Source organism: Lachnoclostridium sp. An181 (assembly GCF_002160325.1).
Lineage (GTDB): Bacteria > Bacillota > Clostridia > Lachnospirales > Lachnospiraceae > An181.
Genome location: NZ_NFKJ01000001.1, coordinates 224,701 through 245,870 on the forward strand (window position 1 = coordinate 224,701; position 21,170 = coordinate 245,870).

General features: G+C 40.2%; 15 protein-coding genes, 1 tRNA gene and 1 pseudogene. 5 read left to right on the forward strand and 12 right to left on the reverse strand.

Features of this window, described 5'->3' with window-relative positions:
• Positions 1–124: 124 nt before the first annotated feature.
• Positions 125–1,438 (reverse strand): sodium-dependent transporter, encoded by a 1,314-nt coding sequence (locus B5F18_RS01050; RefSeq protein WP_087155804.1) that lies wholly within the window; start codon positions 1,436–1,438, stop codon positions 125–127.
• A gap of 102 nt (positions 1,439–1,540) precedes the next feature.
• A complete protein-coding gene (locus B5F18_RS01055; RefSeq protein ID WP_087155805.1) occupies positions 1,541–2,515 on the reverse strand; it encodes a dipeptidase in 975 nt (324 codons plus the stop codon).
• Positions 2,516–2,581: 66 nt separating this feature from the next.
• On the opposite strand from B5F18_RS01055, the gene B5F18_RS01060 reads away from it, so the two are divergent.
• Both B5F18_RS01060 and B5F18_RS01065 read left to right on the forward strand, forming a co-directional pair.
• Positions 2,582–3,304, forward strand: a complete 723-nt coding sequence (locus B5F18_RS01060; RefSeq protein WP_087155838.1) for a gamma-glutamyl-gamma-aminobutyrate hydrolase family protein — start codon at positions 2,582–2,584, stop codon at positions 3,302–3,304.
• A gap of 51 nt (positions 3,305–3,355) precedes the next feature.
• Positions 3,356–4,912, forward strand: a complete 1,557-nt coding sequence (locus B5F18_RS01065) for an ABC-F family ATP-binding cassette domain-containing protein (RefSeq protein WP_087155806.1) — start codon at positions 3,356–3,358, stop codon at positions 4,910–4,912.
• A gap of 12 nt (positions 4,913–4,924) precedes the next feature.
• Here B5F18_RS01065 and B5F18_RS01070 read toward each other — a convergent pair whose 3' ends face one another.
• The 9 genes and pseudogenes from B5F18_RS01070 to B5F18_RS13020 form a co-directional block, all read right to left on the reverse strand.
• Positions 4,925–5,689 (reverse strand): EFR1 family ferrodoxin, encoded by a 765-nt coding sequence (locus B5F18_RS01070; RefSeq protein WP_087155807.1) that lies wholly within the window; start codon positions 5,687–5,689, stop codon positions 4,925–4,927.
• Positions 5,686–6,465, reverse strand: a complete 780-nt coding sequence (udp, locus tag B5F18_RS01075) for a uridine phosphorylase (RefSeq protein ID WP_087155808.1) — start codon at positions 6,463–6,465, stop codon at positions 5,686–5,688. Before udp ends, B5F18_RS01070 begins: the two co-directional genes overlap by 4 nt.
• Positions 6,466–6,596: 131 nt before the next feature.
• Positions 6,597–8,237, reverse strand: a complete 1,641-nt coding sequence (locus B5F18_RS01080; RefSeq protein ID WP_087155839.1) for a Na/Pi cotransporter family protein — start codon at positions 8,235–8,237, stop codon at positions 6,597–6,599.
• A 145-nt stretch (positions 8,238–8,382) separates the two neighbouring features.
• Positions 8,383–8,979: an ABC transporter ATP-binding protein gene (locus B5F18_RS01085; protein WP_087155809.1), complete on the reverse strand. Its 597-nt coding sequence runs from the start codon at positions 8,977–8,979 to the stop codon at positions 8,383–8,385.
• Positions 8,951–9,748 (reverse strand): ABC transporter permease, encoded by a 798-nt coding sequence (locus B5F18_RS01090; RefSeq protein ID WP_087155810.1) that lies wholly within the window; start codon positions 9,746–9,748, stop codon positions 8,951–8,953. The genes B5F18_RS01085 and B5F18_RS01090 overlap by 29 nt, the downstream gene beginning before the upstream one ends.
• Positions 9,720–10,739, reverse strand: coding sequence for an ABC transporter substrate-binding protein (locus tag B5F18_RS01095; protein ID WP_087155811.1), 1,020 nt, complete (start codon positions 10,737–10,739; stop codon positions 9,720–9,722). Before B5F18_RS01095 ends, B5F18_RS01090 begins: the two co-directional genes overlap by 29 nt.
• Positions 10,740–10,872: 133 nt before the next feature.
• Positions 10,873–11,400, reverse strand: coding sequence for a cysteine hydrolase family protein (locus tag B5F18_RS01100; RefSeq protein ID WP_087155812.1), 528 nt, complete (start codon positions 11,398–11,400; stop codon positions 10,873–10,875).
• A gap of 986 nt (positions 11,401–12,386) precedes the next feature.
• On the reverse strand, positions 12,387–17,390 hold the full coding sequence (locus B5F18_RS01115; protein WP_087155814.1) for a glycoside hydrolase family 3 C-terminal domain-containing protein: 5,004 nt from the start codon (positions 17,388–17,390) through the stop codon (positions 12,387–12,389).
• An 823-nt stretch (positions 17,391–18,213) separates the two neighbouring features.
• Positions 18,214–18,402: pseudogene (locus B5F18_RS13020) on the reverse strand (transposase); the annotation flags it as partial.
• A gap of 315 nt (positions 18,403–18,717) precedes the next feature.
• Between B5F18_RS13020 and B5F18_RS01130 the strand changes: the two are divergent.
• The 3 genes from B5F18_RS01130 (at position 18,718) to B5F18_RS01140 (ending at position 20,857) form a co-directional block, all read left to right on the forward strand.
• Positions 18,718–19,572 (forward strand): hypothetical protein, encoded by an 855-nt coding sequence (locus tag B5F18_RS01130; protein WP_143468345.1) that lies wholly within the window; start codon positions 18,718–18,720, stop codon positions 19,570–19,572.
• 97 nt (positions 19,573–19,669) lie between these two features.
• The gene (locus tag B5F18_RS01135) at positions 19,670–19,981 is read left to right on the forward strand and encodes a hypothetical protein (RefSeq protein ID WP_087155817.1); all 312 of its coding nucleotides are present in this window, start codon (positions 19,670–19,672) and stop codon (positions 19,979–19,981) included.
• A gap of 51 nt (positions 19,982–20,032) precedes the next feature.
• The gene (locus tag B5F18_RS01140) at positions 20,033–20,857 is read left to right on the forward strand and encodes a hypothetical protein (protein ID WP_087155818.1); all 825 of its coding nucleotides are present in this window, start codon (positions 20,033–20,035) and stop codon (positions 20,855–20,857) included.
• A 220-nt stretch (positions 20,858–21,077) separates the two neighbouring features.
• Here B5F18_RS01140 and B5F18_RS12475 read toward each other — a convergent pair.
• A tRNA-Leu gene (locus tag B5F18_RS12475) sits at positions 21,078–21,151 on the reverse strand.
• Between the last annotated feature and the right edge of the window lie 19 nt (positions 21,152–21,170).

The following is a 21,170-nucleotide window of genomic DNA, read 5'->3' on the forward strand; positions in this document are numbered from 1 at the left end:
TTACTGTACTATTATTGATAGTACACCAAGAATATATCATCACTGTTTCTCTATGTCAATTCCAAAGATCAAAAAATAACCGGAGAATTCCTAATAAAGAAATTCTCCGGTATTTGGGATCGATCTATCCAATTCCCCCATAAACCACGCCCAGGATTACAACCAGAACAGTCACTGCAAGAAAAACATATTTTGCAAACACCAAAAACCCTTTTCCAAACCTTATTTTGCTGCCCTGATTGATCTCCTGCAATGCATCTTTGCTGTCATGCATATAGAAATAGACAATCAGCACAAGAACCACCATGAGTGGCGAAACAACAATTGTAATAAAATTTGTAAAATTATCAAAAGCTCTCATATCCAAATTCAGAGGAGCAGACAAAAGAGCCAGGATCAATCCAATGGCCACAGCTGCCTTTTTCCTTGGCACTTTATAATTGGTGATCACAGCCTCTGTCACCCCTTCCAGCATATTAATAGAGGAAGAGATGGCTGCAAAAAGCAAGCTTATAAAAAAGACGATCGCCACCAGAAACCCGCCCGGCATCTTGTCAAAAATGCTCGGCATTGTCATAAACAAAAGCGGAGGTCCTGTGTTGACATCCACATGGAAAGCAAAAACTGCCGGCATAATGACAAAAGACGCCAGAATCGCAGCCAAAGTATCCAGAACCGCTGTAGCCAGGGAAAGTCTCGGAATGTCATACTCCCGTTTCAGATAACTGCCGTATACTACCATACCGCACCCATTGATGGATACGGTAAAAAAGGCCTGTCCAAGCGCCATCACCCAGGTGTCAACCTCTTTTAAATACTCCCACTTTGGCTCAAGCAAGAATCGGACTCCCTCCGCAGCTCCCGGAAGACTTAAAGAGCGAATCGCGAGCAGAATAAAGATGATAAACAGGGCCGGCATGATGATTTTACTGATTCTCTCGATTCCTTTTGTCACACCGCATGAGATGATCACTACGGTCAGAAGTATCGCAAAAATATTCCATGGGATAGAGGCGCTTGTCCCCGCAAATTCATGGAAATAGTTTGCCTTGTCTATCTCTTTGAGATCACCTGTGATACTCATAAACAAGTATTTCAAGATCCATCCAACTACAATATTATAAAAGATAAAAACTCCGGCCAGACCGATCGCCGGCAACGCTCCCCAAAACTTTCCTCCCCTTTTCTTTTTCTGCTGAAAGACAGTGATGATTCCGTACATAGAACCTCCTTTGAACCTTCTTCCAAAAGAGAATTCCGCCATCAATCCGGTTGTCCCCAAAATAAGGACAAACAAGAGGTATGGAATCAAAAATGCCGCCCCGCCATATCTTCCGAGGCGGTATGGAAACATCCATATATTTCCCAGCCCTATGGCTGAGCCAATACATGCCATGACAAATCCAATCTTGCTTGTAAAAGTCTCTCTTTTTTCCATAACATTCTCCTATTCTTTTTCTATTCGCCCTATTCTAGCACACATTAATGCGTTAAAGCAACACAAACCGCAGATTTTGCTGCGGTTTGTTCTGTTTAAGTGCTATTTCATTACTTCTGCCATAATACGGAGCGCGTTTTTATACCATACTTTTTCCAGTATCTTTTCTGTAAAACCATGTTTTTTCAGATAATCATAAAAATCCGGCATCTGGCCAATGTTTTTAATAGAGGATATTCCCTCGTCAAAACCGTCAAAATCTGTGCCAATAGCCACTGCATCTTCCCCTGCCACAGACACCATGTGCCGGAGGTGGACAGCAAGCTTTTCCATATTTGAACGTCCGTTTTTATCTACAAAATAGGGGTATAGATTCAGGCCAACCACTCCTCCATGGTTCCCAAGCTCCAAAAGCATTTCATCTGTCAGATTCCTTGGATGCGCACAAAGGCTTCTTGCATTGGAGTGGGAGGCAACAACCGGTGCCTTGCTAAGACATATGACATCCCAGAACCCCTGGTCAGACAAGTGCGAAACATCTATGATCATCCCTTTTTCATTCATAAAAGAGACAACTTCCATCCCAAATTTTTTAAGCCCTTTCTCCATGATATTTCGATCTCTACTATTTGGATATCCGATACAATTCTCCTCATTCCATGTCAATGTCAAAAGCCGAACACCTTCTTCATAAAATGTTTCCAGACGGCTTATTTTCTCTTCCAAAACACCGCCTTCCTCCACACTTTTGATTGCTGCTATTTTCCCCTGTCTATGTGTACCTAACACATCCCCTGCATTTTTGGCCCATTCAATTTTTCCTTCTGTTCTCTCTATCTCTTCATCAAGAGCTTTCAACATCATTAAAGCTTCTCTGTACCCTTTACTCCATCTTCCTTTCCCCTGAAACTTTCCCATATACACAAAGGCAGCAAAAAACTGCGCCATACTCTCCGCCTTTTCAAGCCCCAAAAGGCTGACTGCGCCCTCATTCCTGCATATGTCCACCTCTTTCCCTTCTGCTCTGTCCTTCAAAAGTTTCCAGATCATGTCACAGTGCAGATCGATCAAATGCATATCTTTGTCCTCCTTTTCATAGTCTGTATTATCTTAATCAATATGTATTTCAGAAAGGATTTGAATATGAAACCAATCATCGGTATCCTCACCTGCGGATTCATCCGCCAAAGTCAATTTGTCCCTCAGTCATATATCCAGGCAATTGAAACATTTAAAGCCTCTCCTGTCATTATACCAGCACTTCTGCCTTCCCACGAGCTCAGTACATATCTTTCCCTCTGTGACGGATTTCTTTTCTGCGGCGGGGAGGATGTCAATCCGGTCCTTTTTAACCAGGAGCTGCACCCGCTATCAGGGCACACGAACTTTCTCCTCGATGTCTTTCAGATCCAGTTTATGGAGGAAGTATTAAAGACCCAAAAACCGCTTCTCGCAATCTGCAGAGGGGTCCAGATCTTAAACCTTGCAAGGGGTGGTTCCCTGTATCAGGATTTGACTCTTCAGCCTGGCGCCTCCATCTGCCATATGCAAAAGACACTCTCAAAAGGCGACATCTGCCATCAGGTAAAAATCCAGCCAGGCACTCTTCTGTCCCGCATCCTTGGAGACAGTGTCTACACGAACAGCTATCATCACCAGAGTATCCGGGATGTGGGCGCAGACCTTGTCGTCTCTGCCAGAACTTCGGACAAAACCATTGAAGCTCTGGAGTTTCCAGACTCTCCTTATGTGCTTGGCGTACAATGGCACCCGGAACATATGTATGAGTCCTCCAAAAAAATGAGCCGTCTTTTTTCTTCCTTTATAGAGGCTGCCAACAATACACTCTCCGCGAAAATTTCTTGACAGCGCATTCCTCCAATAGTAGATTATATCTTAGACTGATTGGAGGTTATTATGAGCATTTTAAATGTAGAGCACTTATCTCACGGATTTGGAGACAGAGCAATTTTCAATGATGTCTCCTTCCGTCTGTTAAAAGGAGAACATATCGGCCTTGTGGGCGCAAACGGAGAAGGAAAATCCACCTTTCTCAACGTGGTGACAGGGCATTTAAAACCAGACGAGGGAAAGATTGAGTGGGCAAAAAAAGTACGCGTCGGCTACCTTGACCAACACACGGTTCTGAAACAGGGAATGTGTATTCGGGATGTACTCAAATCTGCTTTTTCCTACCTATTCGAGATGGAAGAACGGATGAATGACATCTGCAATGCCCTCGGGAATGCCAGTGAAGACGAAATGGCAGCAATGATGGAGGAGCTTGGCACCATCCAGGACGCTCTGACTTTGCACGATTTCTATACAATAGATTCCAAAGTCGAAGAGGTAGCACGCGCACTTGGCCTCTTGGATCTTGGCCTTGAGAGGGATGTCACAGATTTGAGCGGCGGTCAGAGAACCAAAGTCCTTTTGGCCAAACTTTTATTGGAAAAACCGGACATCCTTCTCTTGGATGAGCCAACGAACTATCTGGATGAGGAACATATTGCCTGGTTGAAACGCTATCTGATTGACTACGAAAATGCGTTTATTCTTATCTCCCACGATATCCCGTTTCTCAACGAAGTTATCAATATCATCTATCATATGGAAAATCAGGAGCTGAACCGCTATGTTGGGGACTATGAACATTTCCAGGAAGTGTACGCAGTCAAAAAAGCACAGCTCGAGGCAGCTTACAAAAGGCAGCAGCAGGAAATCAGTGAATTAAAAGATTTTGTTGCCAGAAACAAGGCAAGAGTATCCACGCGAAACATGGCCATGTCAAGACAGAAAAAACTGGACAAAATGGATGTCATCGAGCTTGCAAAGGAACGCCCAAAACCGGAATTTCATTTCCGTGTTGGCCGGACACCTGGCAAATTGATTTTTGAGACAAAGGATCTGGTCATCGGTTATGACTCTCCGCTCTCCAAACCACTGAATCTTTCCATGGAGCGCGGACAGAAAATCGCTCTGACAGGGGCAAACGGAATCGGAAAGACAACACTTTTAAAGAGCATACTTGGTTTGATTCCAGCCCTCTTTGGAAACTGCACACTTGGAGAAAATCTGCAGATCGGATATTTTGAACAGGAAATCAAAGAACAAAACACCAGGACTTGTATTGAAGAGATCTGGGATGAATTTCCTTCCTACTCCCAGTATGAAGTCCGCTCTGCTCTTGCCAAATGCGGCCTTACTACCAAACATATTGAAAGTCAGGTAAGGGTGTTAAGCGGAGGAGAACAGGCAAAAGTACGTCTTTGCAAATTGATCAACCGGGAAACCAATATCCTGTTGCTGGACGAGCCGACAAACCATCTGGACGTAGATGCAAAAGAAGAACTGAAACGTGCGCTTTTGGAATACAAAGGCAGCATTCTTCTCATTTGCCATGAGCCGGAATTTTACAAAGATGTGGTGCAGGAAGTTTGGGACTGCACAAAATGGACCACTAAAATCTTTTAGTGGTCCATTTTTCTACCATTCCCCTTTGATATCTGGATGTTCATATCTTCCCTTTTTCAGCGTTCTACTTCCGTACTGAATCGCCTGGACCGGGCATCGGTTGATGCACGCCATACAGAAAATGCACTGTTTTTTTACCCAAATCGGTTTTCCATCCTCTATCCGTATAGCTCTTGCAGGACAGATAGACGCACATTTTCCACAGCTGATGCACGTATCCTCGGCATGAAATTTTGCGGTTTTCCTGCCGTTTCTATATAGCGGCTGCATCACTGTGCTCAAAGCAAAGCCTTTTGCTTTGGACCATCTGCCATCCTCTTTCCTTTTGACTGATGCAGAGATAACAGCAATCTCTTTCTCTGTCTTTTTCAAAATCTTTTCGACCTCTTCCTCCGTTGGTGCCTGAAACATCACGACATAATTATCGGGCATCACGAGCGGAAAGACTGCTTTTAGTTGATGTCCTCTTTTTTCTAGAATACTTTTCATCTGTTTATCTGCAGCCCCGATACTGCTTCCGCAAGTCATCACTCCGTATAGATACGGTTTTCTATCTTCCTGAAAACAAACTCGGTGCAGAAAATACGCGACAATACTTGGCAATCCCCAAAAATACACCGGGAACACAAAACCAACACTTTCCTCCTCTCCAATCTCATAGGAAAATTTCTTTTCTCTGACTGCCTTTGTGATATCTACTTTCCGCTCTGCCAGTTCTTTTTCCAAATATCTTGCCGCGGCAAGAGAATTTCCGGTACCGCTAAAATAAAAAATCATTGTCCAGCCTCTCTTTCTTTTAAAATCATTTCCCTAACTGCTTCCACCGCAACTTTCACCGCCGCCTCTGTATCATGCACAATAGGATTATCCAGACCTTTCTTTTCTCTTTCCTGATTTCCCATGACAAGAAATGTGGATCCAGCTCTTACGTGCAGATAACTTGCAACAATAAAAAGCGCTGCCGACTCCATCTCCGATGCTTTGCATCCAAGGCGCAGCCAGGCATTCCATTTTTCTGTCAGCTCATAACTTACCGGCTTGCTCTCTGGTTCATGCTGGCCATAAAAAGAATCCTTACACTCCACAACCCCTGCATGATATGTGTACCCCAATCTTTTTGCGGCATTTACAAGGGCATTGGTCACTGTAAGGTCAGCCACGGCCGGAAATTCTATCGGGGCATATTCCCGGCTCGTCCCCTCCTTTCGGATTGCCCCCGTGGCAACCACAATATCTCCTCCTTTGACATCCAATTCCATCCCACCGCATGTACCAATCCGCACAAAAGTATCCGCTCCGCATTTTACAAGTTCTTCCATTGCAATGGCTGCCGATGGTCCTCCAATTCCCGTGGATGTCACGCTTACCTTCTCTCCGTTCAAAAATCCCGTATAGGTAACAAACTCCCTGCTGTCGGCTATCAGCCTTGAACTTTCAAAATGTTCTGCAATGAGCGCACACCGTTTCGGATCACCTGGAAGAATCACATATCTTCCTACGTCTCCTTTTCTTATTTGAAGATGGTACTGCACTCCTTCTTTTGCATATTTCATAACACACCCCTTTTCTTTAAACCTTCTTTTCACATTTTCTCTGAAATGAACAAGGATGCTGCAAATCCTGCTGTCTGCAACATCCTTCTTTTGTGTTCATTATACTCTTTTTTTGCCTTTCAAACAATCCCTTATGCGGTTACTTTTCCAAGTCCCATCTCTTGTCCGATGTTCAAGATATGGTCACCAATCCGCTCAAAGTCTGTCAACATTTCTGAGTACAGGATACATGCCTCGTCAGAGCTGATTCCATCCTGCATTCTCTGCATCTCTTTCTTTCTGTACACTTCAGTCATGTCGTCCATGCGCTGTTCTATATCCTCGATATGCTTGATGTTTTCTTTGGAGTTCTCCTCAATATTTTCAAGAAGTGTAAGTGCCTCCATGCTGACTTTCTGCATTTCCTGAATTTCAGCAATCTCCTCTTTTGAAAATTTAATATGCTTTTCTTCAATCAACTTTGTATATTCACAGATATTGATCGCGTGATCTCCGATCCTCTCCAAGTTTCCGCTTACCTTGAACAATGCGCTGATATACTGGGAATCCTGCTGATTACTCTCAGTAACCATGATCTTTGAGATATATTTGGATATCTCTTTATTCAAAAAATCAATGTACTCCTCTCTGTCCGTGACTTCCGCAAGAAGCGTTGTCTTTCCTTCGATCACTGCATCAAAGCTGCGCCCTACATTTACCTTTGCCATATCCATCATTCTGTGAAGCTCATTTTTGATTCCTGTCATTGCAATAGCAGAAAGACCGATCTGATTTTCTTTTTTGTTTTCTGTAGAACGGATATATTCCAGGTGCATCACTTCCTGAGTTTCCTCTTCTTTATCCGGCAAAATTTTCGTAGCCAGCTTTGCAAGCTGTGTTCCAAACGGAATCAGAAGAATGGTCGTCACAATATTAAACAGTGTATGCATATTTGCAATCTGTGCCGCAACATTGTCCGGAGTAAAATTCTCCACAACCGATGTCAAAGGTGTTACAATACACAAAATAGTAAAAATACAGGTACCGATCACATTGAACATCAAATGGATGACCGTTGTTCTCTTTGCATTTCTGTTTGTTCCGATAGCAGCCAAAACGGCTGTGATACAGGTACCGATATTTTGACCAAACAGTACGAAAACCGCATTTGGCAGTCCGATCAGCCCGCTTGTCGCCAGAGCCTGTAAGATTCCGACAGATGCGGATGAGGACTGGATGATCGCAGTGAAGATCATACCTGCTAAAATTCCAAGCACTGGATTTTCAAATTTTGTCATCAATGATATAAACTGTTCCGAATCCCTTAACGGCATCATAGAAGAGCTCATCAACTCCATGCCAATAAAAAGGATTCCCAATCCGGCTACAATCAGACCGTAATGATGTACTTTCTGCTTTTTTACAAACACAATAAGTGCAACACCGATAAATGCAAAAAGCGGTGCGATCGCTCCTACATCCAGCGCGATCAACTGTCCTGTGATCGTAGTACCGATATTGGCCCCCATGATGATCCATACTGCCTGCCTTAATGTCATCATCCCTGAATTTACAAACCCTACTACCATAACTGTTGTCGCGGACGAAGACTGGATAACCGCCGTAATCCCCGCCCCTACCAGGACACCGAGAAACCGGTTTGCCGTCAGTCTCTCCAAAATCTGTTTCATCCTGTTTCCTGCTGCAGCCTCTAAACCATTACTCATCATCTGCATTCCGTAAAGGAACAATGACAGGCCCCCCAGCAGGTTCAAAAAATCAGTAATCTTCACTTTTGATTCCTCCATCACTTTACTTCTCTTTTGTAAAATTCCTTTTGGGTTCTTTGCTATTCATGCACAGAAATTTTACATTATACCTCTGTTTTACATGATTTTTAACAAAACCGCAAGACTTTGTACATAAAAACAACATATTTTACATGGATTTAACATTTCTTGTAAAATATATTTTACGTATTATTGCATTCATATATTCTGCATCCTCTTCCTGATGCGTGGTAAAGATCACAATACGGTTTTTCTGTCTTTCCATAATATAATCCATCACCTGCTTTTTTAGGCTTTCATCAAGCCCTGTAAATGGCTCATCCATTAACAACAAATCTGAATCCGCCAGAATGGCGCGCACCACGGCAACCCGTCGTTTCATCCCTCCGCTGAAACGATATACCGGCTGTTCAATGTACTCTTCTGGCAGGAGTGCCGCAAGCTCCCTCCTTATAATCCCTTCTTCCGGTCTTTTTAAAACCATTTTTATGTTATCCAGAGCATTGAAACCTTCGCACAATCTATTTTCCTGAAAAACCATGGAGATTCGTTTTTCTTTCAATCCTTTACACATTCCCCCATCTGGTCTTTCCAAACCCGCAAGCATTCTCAAAAAAGTGGTTTTTCCGCTCCCTGATGCTCCCATGAGGCAATATCGTTCTCCTTCCCGGAACGTGGCATTCAAATTCTGAAAAAGTATGTGCTCCCCAAATGCTTTATTCCAGTTTTGAATTTGGATTTCCATCTGTCACCACACCCTTTCCGGCTGTCTTTTTCAGCAGCCATATTCCTGCCCTCTCAAACAGATAACTGAATAAAATGACCGCAGCTGTCCAGGCAAAAAGGTCTCCTGTCTCCAGGTAGATTTTTGACATGTAAAGCCTCTCTCCAAAAGAATACTCCGGTATTCCTATTACTTCTGCAGCCACACCGGATTTCCACGCCAGTCCTGCGGTCACTGTCATTGCATTCAAAAGAAACGGTATACAGGATGGACGATAGATATACCACAGTTTCTTCCATCTTCCCATCCGGAATACTTTTGCCAGCTCCAACATCTCTTTGTCTGTCTGGCCCATCCCATCCAGAACTGCTGCATACACAATCGGCATCACTACTACAAACACGACAAAAACCGTTAGATTTTCCGAGCCCATCCAGATCAATGCCAAAATGACAAAGGATGCCACAGGGACCGCTCTTAATAAACTTACAAAAGGAGCCAGCAGCATCTCTACTGCCGGCACCTTGCACGCAGCCAAAGCTGCCAATGTTCCGCTCATCCATCCCAGAAAAAATCCGGCCAGGATCCTGGACAAGGAACAAACCACGATTTTCCAAAATTCTGCCTCTGCTATGAGTTTGAAAAAAATCTCAAAAGTTTGCACTGGACCAACCAGCGCAATGGCATTGTCCATGGTGCTGGCAGCCAGCTGCCATAAAACTACCCAAAACAGTATGGTCAGCATCCAATTTCTGTACTTTTTACTCTGTTTCATAGTAGAACGCATCATCCGGCATGTTACCTCCTACCATTGCCGGATCCAAATCATAGAGAACTTTAAGATAACCGGATATTCCTTTTTTCATTTCTGCTCCGTCAATATAGGTGATATTACATTTTGGTATTGCTTTCTCCGCAATCGCCGCTTTTTCAATGATTCCCTGCTTTTCTACAAGTTCCGCCGTCTCTTTCACATGTTCGTTGGCATAAGCTGCGCTTTCTTGATGCTCTTTTAGAAATGTTTCCACTTCCTTTTGATGTTTTTCCAGGAAATCTGTGCGCACAACTGTTACCCCCGTCACAAGCTGTCCGCCGTCTTCTCCCTGAACATGATTCCATTCCTCCGTCATATCCATAACCACTTTCAGGTTGTTATTCTGTGCACAGGCAGCGGTAACAAACGGCTGAGGGAGAAGCCCAATATCTGCAGTTCCCTGAGCAAGGGCAGAGACTACTTCCGCAGCTTCGGATTTATATTCCAAAGTAACATCCTCCGTGCTCATCCCATTCGCCTTTAAGAGATACTGGAGCGTGTAATCAGGGGTTGTCCCTTTTCCCGTAAGGACGATCGTTTTGCCTTTCAACGCCTGCATATTGTTTATATTTTCATCCGTTGACACCATATACAATACTCCAAGAGTATTGATATCGATCACTTTTACTGCTCCATCCAGCTTGTTATACCAGATACTGGCAGCATTGGCCGGAATCAGCGCAATATCCATCTCCCCCTTTGTCATCGCTGCAAGGAGTGCTTCTGCGCCAGCCTCCATCTGAAATGTATAGGTGCCTTCAGACTCTTTGTTTTCTGCTTTCTCCATCAAGGATACCAAGCCGATCGTGGTAGGACCTTTCAAGGAACCTACTCGCACGCTCACTGATTCCTCTGTTTTTTCTGTCTTCTGTTTGTCTTCCGTTTTGTTCTTGTCCGATGAACCGCAGCCAGCCAGCATTCCGACTGCCAAAATCGCGGTTAAGAGCAATGCCAATAGTTTCTTCATATCTCTTCTCCTCCTTTTCTTTTCCGTCTATTATTGTATCAGAATTCGTTTTGAAAAAAAAGAAGGCTTGACAAAAAGATTGCGTTTCTGTCATACTTTGGTTTTTGACCACGTTTTTCAAAAATTATTTTTGTCATTTATTCAAAATATCTATATGACAAGAGGACATTGTCTCCAGTGCTGCCATATGTTTTTCTCTGGTCACTCCTGCACAGGCAGACGCATCCACTAAAATTTTCTTTTCCGGGAAATGCGCTTTTAACAGCAGCGCATTGGATACCACACAGATATCTGTGCATACGCCGATCAATTCGATCTCTGAAATCTTATTTTCTGCAACATACTTTACAAGGTCAACAGAACCAAATGTGGGTTTTTGGATGGTCTTAGCATCCTTCAAAAACTGTACAAGTTCAGGGATTATCTCCCATCCGTCTGTCCCTCGGATACAATGTCTGACAGGTAATTTTCTTCCCTCCATCGTTTCTGCATAATCTTCCCCGTGTGTATCCATAGTGAAAACAACACTCCATCCCTCTTCTTTTCTCTTTTCAATGACACTTTTCACATTCCGGACAATATCTTTTGCCTCCTTTGTGCCAAGGGCACCTGTGACAAAATCATTCTGCATGTCTACCACTATCAATAACTTTTCTTTCATGTCCGCCTCTCCTTCTCTTACAATTCTTCATCCCTATGATATAACAACACCTTTTTTGAAACAACTTATTTCTCTATCGGATTTGAAGAGGTTTTCCCCATTCTTGATCAGTCCGTCAATTGTTTCATTAATGTGAATTATCTTTTTAACCAGATCTCATGCTTTTTTCAAAAGAAAAAGGATGCCTCTCTTCTATGAACTTAAATTACATAGTTTTGAGGACACCCTCCACAATCATTTTTATTTGTTTAAATTCAGAATATCAACATGACCAGATGACATCGTGTCAAGAGTCTCTGTATATTTTCCTTTTTAAGTCCAGCACATACAGTCGCATCCACTGTTATTTTCTTTTCCGGATAATATGCTTTTAAAAGCAATGCGTTTGATACCACACACATATCTCTTACATAATCCAATCAATTCAATCTCTGGAAATGGATTTTCCGCCACATAATCAATTTCACCCTTCATATACATCCTTGGTCTACCTTTTACCAAAACAACTTTTACATTGTAGTGTATCTGTCATTATGTTTCGATAATATTATTACGTGTAATGTTAAATCAACACTAAAAACCTACAGAAACTTCATTTATACCAGAATATAAGGGTGACTCATACCCATAATAATTACTATACAGTATTTCTGACTATTCTATCTTAGAACACCCTTTATCCATTACTGCAACAAAATAAACACATGCTGACGCAATCTCCACAAAACATCAGCCAGTATTATTATGCTACTTTATAACGTCAATAACAACTAAATTTGGAAAGAACCTATTTGATGCTTACGAAAAATTTCTTAATTGAAATCATTATACTTTTAATTCAAAGCTATGCTTTAGCACAAAATACCGCTCCCAAAATTAAGATTTTAGATCTAACTTTTGGGAGCGAGTACAAATTATCTAACTTCCTTTTCTCTTCTCAAATGGTATTTAAATATTTTATCAATGCAACTGCATAAGCATCCTTTTTACCTTTTATAATTTTTTCTGTTTTTAGTCAAAATAAGTACTACAGCTGCCGCCAGCATTCCTGCCCCATATGGAAAGACGCTTTCTTCATCCCCTGTTTTTGCGGATTTTTCTTCTACACTTTTTAGTACCGTTTCTTCTGTCTTTCCATTGTTTTCTGAACCTGTTATGCTATTTTGTTTCATGCTTTCTGTATCTCCTTTTGGGCTAGCTGTCGCATTCTGTTCTTCCAGACTGTTTAGAGCTATCTTCAGTTTTTCTACTGCCTGATCTACAGTTTCTTGATCACACTCTTCTGACTCATATATAACCTTTGCATCTGCAATTGCTGCACGAACTTTTTGGGCACTCACTTTTGTATATAAAGAAAAATCTATTCCCTGAGCTTTTATCAAAAACTCTTCCAAAAGTGATTTATCCGGTTTGAGTCTTAACTCAGCCATCGCCTTCAAAAGTGCTTTCCATACGGTATCAATCTCTTCCTGAAGTGCATTTTCGTTATCTACCACTTCTTTTGCAGCATTGAGAGTTTCTTCAAACGGAGCAAATGTTGATGCAATATACTCGTCCTTTTTGCTCAAGTAAGTTTCAGCCAAATCTACAACTATTAAAAGATCTTTTTTATCTCCTTTAAATTCCAGATATTGCAATGCACTTAAAAGTTCTTTTGTTGCCATATCAATCTGTACTTGTGTAATTCCCTCTTTCCCTTCTTTTACTTTTTTCAGTATATCTTCTGCATTGAAAAGCGCTGTTTCAAATTTTTCTTTTACAACAGGAATCACATTCTCCAGCTGCCCTTCCTCTTCTGCCTCTTTTGCAATCTGAATCATATATTCCAAAATTGCTGGGCGGAGGTCTTCTGGTTGTTTTACTTTAGTTTCTACCTGAATCTTAACATCTGACTGTGGCATTTCGAAATAGTAGCTGCCATCTACTTTCTGCTGTACTGTTATTTCTCCATTTTGTCCCATAACCATTACATCAACGACTTCATAGTTCTCGTCTTCTAGAATTGTAAAACTTACATTCTCTCCTGGAATCGCTGCTGTTTGTTTCAAAACAATCTTGGCTCCTTCTTTTTCTTCTGCATGAATCTGATATTCGTTTACCCGATCAAACTGTAACCAATTAATATTGATTCCATCAGATAAATAATATAACTTCAGTCTATGCATTCCCTCTTCTAAATATACTGTTTTAGGTTCCATGGTAATCCAGGAATTCCATCCTCCAGTTCCCCCCAACTGCATAAATGAAACGAGCGGTCTTCCTCCGTCTTCCAAACCAAAGGAAAGTTGATACAATGAATCTCTTGCACTGGCGATTCTGGGACTGATTTGATAGTACCCTGTTTCTTCTACCTCCACTTTATATAATACATACTGTCCGTTTGATGCCATTCCAAGACTTTTTCCACCATCTTCGTCCTTACTGTCTTCTACAATCAGTCCCGAAGTAATGCTGTAATAGTCTTCTGCCGCTTTTACACGGCTACTTTCCCTACTTTTCACTAGGACTGTTTTTTCTTTTTCTGGTTCCTTTTCCGTAAATCTAACGTAATCAAATTTCACTTCCAAGCTACTAATATTTGAATTCAGGTCTCCATTGCTTGCGGTAAGAACAAATTGAGGATTTTCATATGACACTCCCGAAATAACTCCGATTTGAACAAATTCTTCTCCGTCCAGACTGAACAGGAATTTATACTGTCCTCCTTCTTTTATTACTTTTAAATAGAACGCATTGTCCTTTATAAGATCTGGTAATTCTTTATTGTTCGCTATTTCCTTACTGTCTGCATTCTTTTCTTGGTTCAGCCTTACAGACATCTTTCCAGCCTCATTTGCTTTCTCCAAACGGAAATACAGATAATTGTCTTCATCTTCCATAATCATAATGCCTGCCTGATGATATAACTCACTTGGCATCTCATCTAAAGAAATCTTTGTTACAGACTCCCAATCACCCTTTGCTGGTTGAGCAAGGTAATTATGCAGTCCAGTTTTTTCTTCGTACAAATCTCCTCCTTCTGTGTGAATGACAAAACATCCATCCTTTTGCTCTGCTTTTTCATTCCTATTATTCTGAGTCCAAATATCGCTGATTTCATTTCCTTCGAACTCGTCACTCTTTGGTCCTTCTACTGGCTGCGTATAGGTTATTGTGTACAGTACCGCATGGTCATCCGATTCCGCAAGAATTTCCGTATATGTTTTATCTTGTGAGTCAGTAATCGTAACATTAACTCCCTCAGAAACATCTACCGTTATCTCTGGAATATGGTCTGTAGCCAGCTCATACTCATAAAGGGTACTATAGAATCCAGGTAGATCTTTTCCATCTACCTTAATATTTTTTAAATAGGCAAATACCGGATCTTTTACACTCGGATTCATGTCCATTTCATATATAAAATGAACAACATAAATATTTTCTATTTCCCCTTCTGTCACGCGAATGGTTGCTTTTTTGTTTTGCTCTGTTGCCTGCTCAATGTCAACCTGAATCTCATCAGATTCTTTTTCTACTGTAACCTTTGGCAATTGCGCAGATTCCCTGTGGAATACTTCATACTCCTGCACTAAAGGATTGAAATTAGTCAATTCTTTACCATCAATGAATATTTTGCTGATTCTTCCACTTTCACCGTCAATCTGGATTCCTCCTTCTACCTCAAAGTAAGAAGCCGGTTTTTCGTATTTTTTCGGTTCCAATCCATTTTCACGCGCAAATTTTGGGGAAATCATGACATAATTTAATATATTCTTGACTGAACGTTGCAATTCTCCTCTTGTTAATCCATTTCCCAATGCATTTAATGTAGAGCTGTCATCCCAGCCCTGTCCAGGCATAAACAAATCCAGCTGTGCCTGAATTCTATAAGCCTGATCTTTTACGTTCGGATTGTACGGAGCCGAATCGCCTACCATACTCCAGTCTGTCATCAGCATTCCCTGATACTCCCATTCATTTCTAAGAATAGTCGTCATAAGATCATAATTGTAGCAACAATATATCCCATTCAATTTATTATATCCGGACATCATTGTATATGGATCAGCTGTTTTTACGGCAATTTCAAAGCCCTTCAAATAAATTTCTCGCAAAGCTCTTTCAGAAACTACCGAATCTGTATGTTTTCTGTTCGTCTCCTGATTATTCGCAGCAAAATGTTTCATACATGCGGCATTTCCTTCTGATTGGATTCCTCTGACTACAGCTGCCCCCATTGTTCCGGTAACAAGCGGATCTTCCGAAAAATATTCAAAATTTCTTCCACCCAATGGGTTTCTTTGCAGATTCATGCCTGGTGCCAAAAGTACATCAACTTTATTTTTTGTCATCTCTCTGCTCAGAAGTTGATAAAGATATTCTACAAGTTCTGTATTCCATGTACATGCCAAAAGTGAACCAATCGGTAAGAGAGAACTCTTATCTACATTCTGTTGCAATCTCAGCCCTGACGGTCCATCGTGTGCGCTGACCGGAACAACTCCTCGATCTCTTATAGACTTCTCTACACCACCAAATACACCAGCATTTCCAGGTGTTCCAAGACTAGACTGCATCGGTCCTGCACCTCGTGTAATTCTTGCCAGTTCTTCGTCTGATAACTGTGCTATAAACTCTTCCATCGTTCGTTTTCCCTGATACACATCCAACAGTTTATATCCCTGATCTTCTGTAGGTTCTATTTCCTGTGGCAGATGATGATCAATCCGTTCCTTCAAGTTTATTGTACTTGTAGAAACTGTTTCTGATGTCTCTACAAGTTCTCCATTTTCTCCTTCTTGTGCTTTTATTCTTTCAAACTCTTTTACCGGAGCCAAAGCTTCTTCCAATTGTTCTATCACTTCTAACTCTGTTTGCTCATAAATCCCTTCTACCTGAGCATCACGAACAGAATCTCCTACATAAATCGGATACTCTCCCTCTTCCAGCACATACGCTGATTTATGTCCTGTTACTCCAGAATCATCATAGGATGCCATAGAGTCAATTTTAAAACTAATTGTCAATTCTTTTGTCTCTCCAGGCAGGATTGATGGAGTTTTGGCATAAGCGGCCAATGATTTTGCAGCTTTCCCCAATTTCCCTTGAGGTGCCCCATAATAAATCTGCACCACTTCTTTTCCTTCTGTATCCCCTGTATTTGTAACTTCTACGGGCACTCTAATTGTACTTCCGTTATTTGTTATTTTCCCTGTTTCAATTTCGAAATCCGTATAGCTTAGTCCATATCCAAAAGGATACATTACTTTATCCTTTTTATCTGCAAATGTTTCAAAATAGCGATACCCTACATAGATATCTTCTTTGTATTCGTTGAATTCCTTTGCGCCAAAATTTTCAGAAGATGGGTAATCATCATAATTTTTTGCAATTGTTGAGGTCAACTTTCCTGACGGCGAAACTTCTCCTGACAGTACTTTTGCAACTGCTTTTCCCATTTCCATTCCGCCTTGCCAAACATTTAAAATCCCCTTGATATTACTGTATTGCTGAACCCAGCTCATATCAATAATATTTCCGATGTTCAATACAACAATGACATCCTCAAAGTACTCATTTACCTGGGAAAGCATTCTCTTTTCTTCTTCTGTCAAATAATAACTACCTGATTCCAATTTGCATTCTCTATCTTCTCCGGCACTTCTCCCAATGACCACAACTGCTTTGTCCGACTCTTGCGCTGCTTTTTTTACGATACTTTCATCCATCACTCTTTCCGGATAATAATACGGCCACTTTCCCCATGAATCATTGTTATCATCCACAGGATTTTCTTCGCACCATTTCTCATAATCCTGTGCCAATTCTTCATTTAAACGTATGTCTCCATTTTTTCTCAATCCGTCCAGAATGCTGATTTTATTAGACGGATATACATATCCACCAGATCCATAACCACAATAAAAAGAGTCGACCTGGGTCCTGCCAAATACAGATATCACTTCTTTGCTCTGAATCGGCAGCACATGATCTTTGTTTTCTAACAAAACAATTCCTTCTTCAGCTGTCTGTCTTGCAATCTCGGTAATCCCGGGATATTCTGTTGCCTATACCTTAATTCCAGGGTTTCCCACTGGTAAAACAGTAGCTGTTAACATTGTAGCAACTATCACATAACTGACCACTCTCTTTTTCCATCTTTTTTTCATATTTTTCCTCCTTTTCGTTAATTCAATTAATTAATATATAGCATATAAATATATATTTTGCAATATTTTTTATTATTTTTATCAACTCATCATAATGTCACCTTAAAATTCACTTGAGATAGCGTCACTTTTTGATAGACTACGCAGGCCAACCTCTTTCATTTCAAAGATATACTTGACCATCTCGTATTATTGATCTGGACAATTATCTCTGTGTCAAACATAAAGCAAAACTGATATGTGCTCTCTTTACTCGACAAGCCAGTAAGAAAGGTATTCTTATGCGTTACTCACATAAAAGGTAGAAATAAAATTGGGGCATCTGATGAAAAAACTTGAGTTGGTTCAAAAGCCTTATCCGGCAAGTGTATTTGGTCTGTTGCTTTTAAAACTAAAGTTCATTCGTGAATGTTTTATCAATGGGTACGCAAATATAAAATGTTCGATTATAATAGTCTGGTAGATAAGAAAAAGGCCGAAAGACAAATGAGGAATCTAAGTTGAAAAAAGGATTTCAAGCAACTACCATTAACGGAATTAGAAAAAGAAGAATTGATACGGCTAAGAGCCCAAATTGAATATATCAAAGCAGAGAATGCAATAATACCCTGGGAGAAAATATCCATTGAAACTATGCGGGCGCACATGGTTATATGCAACAACAGTGCGGACAGATAAGGCGCATCGGTGTGGGAACAGAATCTCCGTCGGAAAAGGGTTGTCCACAGATTTTACACGGATACTGCCCATTTCCACCATTATTGTCGTAGATGAAATGGTGAGGGGCGCCACAGAGAGGACATACTGTTTCTTCGGGCATGGTCTTTCCATTTCGGCGTTGAACAGGTTTTTGTTAGTTGATGTTTGGTCGCGGATATTATACCAAAAAAGGGAGGTCAATGCTCTTTTTATTTGCAAACCTCCAATAAATCAAGGTTTTAAAGGATTTTAGAACAATAAAAATTAGAACAATAAAAAACAGGTGGTTTTTGACACTATCGTGTGTACTCTGGAGGAAGATTATGAAAGACTATATATCCGAAATACTTTATATTTTAAAAGATGCAAAAATCAAAAAAGCGTCTGATTTAAATTCATACGGAGAAACAATATCCGGCACAAAATATATTCCCTCATTTACCGGACAAACAGTCGAAACGGATATGTGGGTAAAATCCATATATCAGCTAGCAGAAGAATTACTTCAAGAACAACGATTATATTTATCTCATCAAAAAAATATATTGTTTCAGAAAACGACACTGAAGAATATCTAAAGTATATGTGCTATTTCCCTTCCACATCCGTTGTCACCTCCAAAAGTTTTGTAGATGGGAACACGCCATCAGAGCACGAGTTCTATTGGAATATTCCAAAAGAATTTTTAATTAAAGTACTAACTCACAAAGAATTACTACAGCATAACGTTTTCACTCTGATTCCAGAAACCATAGAACACAAAATGGACGGTGAGCCTGGTTATGAAATTGAGGCAATATCCGGTACCTACTCAGAATGCAGTCCTCCCCCAAATATATTGGGAAATAACGGTATTTTTCTTTCCGAAAATAAAATAGAAAAATTATATACTACTTTCAGTTGGTTATATGGTGCCAGTATTGAAGACTATCAGGAATTAATCTCCAAAAATAAGCTTTTATTTGATCAATATCGTCATACCCTTATTTCTTTTATGGATCATATTTATGAGGATGATTTTCAGGACTTCAAATATCAGCTTGAGGAGGCTGATATTTCTATCAGAAGAGAAATGGAAAAAGCCAAAGCAGAATTGCTTAAAAAAGGAAAAAAAGCCGTAGTCAGTATCGGATTAACCTGTATTCCCTTACTTCCTGGCATTGCCCCTGAGTTAAGAGAAAAGTTGATTACTGTTTTTGGAGTGACTTCTATCAATCAAATATACTCCACCATAGAAGGTGCCACTAAATTGATAAAAGATGCTGGTAAGGATAATCCTTTTTGGCTGGCCTGGCAATGGGAGAAACTGAGCAAAAAATAGCCAAGTATTAAACGACAACTTTTAAAGCCGAATTTAGAAAATAATGCGTACCGAAATTCGGTACGTTTTATTTATAAAAAACAAAGGAGGAATCTCAATGGATACATCTGAATTATTAAATATCCTTCTGTCATCTGCTGTCATTGTAGCATTGATTGAATGGATATCAAAAAACAACTCTAATTATCTACAGCACATTACCAATAACCGAGCTGAATGGAGAAAAAGCCTAAAAGATATCTCTGCCAAATTATATAATTCCAATAAAGATACAATCGGTTCTGTTTTTGCCGAGTTAAAAGTAAATCTGAACAGTTACGGGCTGCATCCTTCTGGAAACTATCCACCTAAAATACAGCTGGATTATTTTAAGGATGAGCATTTATGGGCAGAAATGGACGAAGTCTAAACTAATCTGTCCTCCATGTCTTCAAAAGAATTTGTACAGAAAAAAGAACGTATGATCGAGATGATTTCATTATTGTTGAAATTTGATTGGGAACGCTCTAAAAGGGAAGTACGTTCCAAATTCATCGTGCCTTTGGGACTTGTTTTATATCTCTGCCCTCTTCTTTTTATAAATAAAAACGTGTTACAGACTGAATCTATTCCTGCTGTAATTTCTTTACTTGTGTCTTATTTTCTATTTTGGAGTCCATTTTTTATATATTCATATTCTATTTTTCGTCATAGACACTGGTATAATGAATACTCTCTTTTTCTGCTTTCCTGGGGTATCGCTACCTTCTTCCTGTTACAAGCAGCTGACAAAATACCAAAACGCCATTTTTCCATTGTCTTTTTCATACTCACTTTGCTGATCATTTTTTCTTATATCCTTGATTTTTATCAAATGTATTTACACTATGAGCAGGCTCTTTTGGAATTTTATCCATATAAGCTCGTTGTCCTCGCATCACATTTTAATTCCTGGACTACACTCGTGCTTATGCCATTTTTACACTGTTTTAGTGACTACAATATTAAAATTGATGACAAAAAATTTGCACAGGAATTTTTCTGGACTTCTGAGTTTCAACTTATATTATCAAAGCTCTCTTCTGAATCAATCATAAAAAAAGACTCCGATATCCTGAAGATACGAAGTCGTGTTTGGTACTACTTTAAGAAAAAATTTAATTTCAGCTTATGTGTTTCTGATTTTATCGCAGCAAACCCTAAACGCTGTCGTATGATTATTAAATTTTGCAGTCCGTCAAACACCGCTTACACTCTTTGTTCACCACTTAGAAATAAACAGTATTGGAAATCGTGGATGAACTAAATATTAAAAAACTTAAATTATACCGTACCCAAATTCGGTACGCAGACCAATAAACGCCTTCCTCATACACGCCTGACCATTTTGACTATAAATCTGACTATTATATTTCAGCTCTTTTGGGCAAATTTAAGCACATTTATATTTTCTTTCATCCAAACAAAAACACCGCAATCCCTTGAAATCCTTAAGATTCCTTGAGTTTGCGGTGTTTTCTCCTCAAAGCTGGAAAAGGGACTTGAACCCTCGACCCCTTCATTACGAGTGAAGTTATAAATTACTGTATTTTCATTTCAGGATTTTGAATGTTCCTTGC

What these genes read in the sequence shown, in the direction of transcription:
- B5F18_RS01135 (WP_087155817.1), top strand. Translation starts at nt 19,670, where the DNA reads ATGGATACATCTGAATTATTAAATATCCTTCTGTCATCTGCTGTCATT.
- B5F18_RS01095 (WP_087155811.1), bottom strand. Translation starts at nt 10,739, where the DNA reads ATGAAGAAACTATTGGCATTGCTCTTAACCGCGATTTTGGCAGTCGGA.
- B5F18_RS01070 (WP_087155807.1), bottom strand. Translation starts at nt 5,689, where the DNA reads ATGATTTTTTATTTTAGCGGTACCGGAAATTCTCTTGCCGCGGCAAGA.
- B5F18_RS01090 (WP_087155810.1), bottom strand. Translation starts at nt 9,748, where the DNA reads ATGATGCGTTCTACTATGAAACAGAGTAAAAAGTACAGAAATTGGATG.
- udp (WP_087155808.1), bottom strand. Translation starts at nt 6,465, where the DNA reads ATGAAATATGCAAAAGAAGGAGTGCAGTACCATCTTCAAATAAGAAAA.
- B5F18_RS01065 (WP_087155806.1), top strand. Translation starts at nt 3,356, where the DNA reads ATGAGCATTTTAAATGTAGAGCACTTATCTCACGGATTTGGAGACAGA.
- B5F18_RS01140 (WP_087155818.1), top strand. Translation starts at nt 20,033, where the DNA reads ATGATCGAGATGATTTCATTATTGTTGAAATTTGATTGGGAACGCTCT.
- B5F18_RS01055 (WP_087155805.1), bottom strand. Translation starts at nt 2,515, where the DNA reads ATGCATTTGATCGATCTGCACTGTGACATGATCTGGAAACTTTTGAAG.
- B5F18_RS01085 (WP_087155809.1), bottom strand. Translation starts at nt 8,979, where the DNA reads ATGGAAATCCAAATTCAAAACTGGAATAAAGCATTTGGGGAGCACATA.
- B5F18_RS01060 (WP_087155838.1), top strand. Translation starts at nt 2,582, where the DNA reads ATGAAACCAATCATCGGTATCCTCACCTGCGGATTCATCCGCCAAAGT.
- B5F18_RS01050 (WP_087155804.1), bottom strand. Translation starts at nt 1,438, where the DNA reads ATGGAAAAAAGAGAGACTTTTACAAGCAAGATTGGATTTGTCATGGCA.
- B5F18_RS01100 (WP_087155812.1), bottom strand. Translation starts at nt 11,400, where the DNA reads ATGAAAGAAAAGTTATTGATAGTGGTAGACATGCAGAATGATTTTGTC.